This window comes from Erwinia sp. MYb416 (genome assembly GCF_037479575.1).
Classification (GTDB): domain Bacteria; phylum Pseudomonadota; class Gammaproteobacteria; order Enterobacterales; family Enterobacteriaceae; genus Erwinia; species Erwinia rhapontici.
On the sequence record NZ_JBBGYT010000045.1, the window covers coordinates 1 to 2,020 of the forward strand.

Below are 2,020 nucleotides of genomic sequence, written 5' to 3' on the forward strand. Positions count from 1 at the left end.
ATCTTCGACCGCCTGATAAATGCGTTGCATGATATCAGGAAAGGCGGACTGTACCCGGCCCCAGCTGGGGATAAACGGCTTCTCATTCGGGCGTTCGATAAAGGCTTGTCCTGCATCAAGAATCGACTGTGTAAAGGTTTCGACGGCGGCTTCTTCTGCATGTTGATCGAACGTCAGGCCGTTCATGGTCGCTTCATGGTGGTAGATTTCCATCATATCCAGCGCATTGCGATAATAGGTTGCTTTCAGTACGCGGAAGGAATCGCTGGTGATACTGACCCCCATCGTGGCCATTTTGCGCAGTAGCGACTGCACAATGTCGTTGCTCATGCGCTTCAGACCGCCGGTGCCGTCCTCTTCAGCCAGCGGCTGATGCTTATGATCGTAATTATCCGCGATCTCTACCTGGCAGCTCTGACGGGTGGTGTAGTTGCGGTATATTTCTGACAGTACACCGATCTCCAGTCCCCAGTCGCCCGGCAGCTTGATGCCGTTCAACACATGCGTGCGCATGGCGAACTCCCCGGAAAGGGGATAGCGAAAGCTGGTCAGGTAGTCCAGATACTCAGAGTGGCCGTACACTTTTTGCAGCGAACGTAACAGCGGCCCGACCAGCAGTCGCCCCACACGACCGTTCAGCTTGTTATCGGCGACCCGCGCATAGAAACCTTTGCAGAATTCATACTGAAAGCTGGGGTTAGCCAGGGGATAGAGCAGGCGGGCCAGCATTCCCCGTTCATAGGTAACAATATCGCAGTCGTGCAGCGCCACGCAGGCCGACTTATCGGACGCCAGGGTATAGCCGGTGCAAAACCAGACGTTACGGCCCTTTCCAGGTTGAGAAGGCGATAGTCCCTCTTTGTCCAGCTCCGCATCCAGCGCTTTCAGGCGAGGTCCATCGTTCCACAAAATACGATGACGCTGTGGCAGACGCGAAAAGAACTCGCGGGCGAGCAGAAACTGGTCGCGGTCCGCGCGATCCAGCCCGATAACGATCTCAGACAGGTAGGGGACTTTTGCCAGTTCATCGACAATATGACTGAGGGCGGGACCTTCCAGTTCGGAAAAGAGTGAAGGCAGGATCAACCCCATTTTGCGCTTGCGTGAAAAGCGCACCAGATCTTTTTCCAGCGCCTCTACGGAGCGTCCGGTCAGATTATGAAAATTCGTTATCACGCCATTTTGGTAAAAATCGCTCATCGCTTACCCCTTAAAAATCGCCTCAGTTTACTGAGTGATAAAATGCGCCAGCCCTTCGCTCCAGCCTTCGGGGCCAAAATGCGCGGTATGATAGATATGATGTTTGTCCTGCCGTTGCAGGATGATGGGATTTTTACTGTAGCCTTTGATCACGACGGCATAATCGACGGCATCCAGCATCGGCGCATCGTTGGGGCCATCGCCCAGTCCGATGGTGACGGGCGGTTTATCTCCCTGCGCGGTGTGCTGAAGCAGCCAGCGCAGTGCGGCACCTTTTCCGCTGCCCTGACGCATGACATGCCAGAAGCGTCCGCCCTGAACTAACGTCAATGCCCGGACTTCCAGTTGCTGGCAGAAAAGTGCGAACTGTTCACTGCTATCACGCCAGATAAGGCTTTCGGAGGCTTCGCGCAATCGGGCCAGAGCAGCATCATGGGGCGTCAGTCCCGTCCATTCGGAAACCTCTTTTTCGCTCACCTCAGAAAAACCGGTGAACTTAAAGCCATACTGCTGCTTCAGCTGTGCTAACTGCAGGCACAATGAAGGGTAATCAACTGGGCTTTCAGTAAGGTGTGGTAAGGACGTACGGGCGAGACCATCACTCACGACGGCACCATTTTCAGCAATAAAAGGCGCACCGCTTAGCCCGAGTGCACGCTGTAGTGGAATAATTTCTGCTGCGGTTTTGCTTGAGCAGATCACCAGCGGAATGTGGTTCGCCTGCAAACGTGCCAGCCAGGGTTCAGCAGGCTGCCAGCTGTAGGTGTGGTGGTCAAGCAGCGAGCCGTCGAGATCGGTGACGATCATCAGTGGGTCCTGC

The 2,020-nt window shown here is 54.9% G+C and carries 2 protein-coding genes; both read right to left on the reverse strand.

The features are described from left to right. A partial coding sequence (locus WH277_RS00415; protein WP_339503710.1) for a glycosyl transferase occupies positions 1-1,200 on the reverse strand: 1,200 nt, incomplete at its 3' end. 27 nt (positions 1,201-1,227) lie between these two features. Further along, the coding region (locus tag WH277_RS00420) for a mannosyl-3-phosphoglycerate phosphatase-related protein (protein WP_339503712.1) at positions 1,228-2,020 on the reverse strand (793 nt) is incomplete at its 5' end.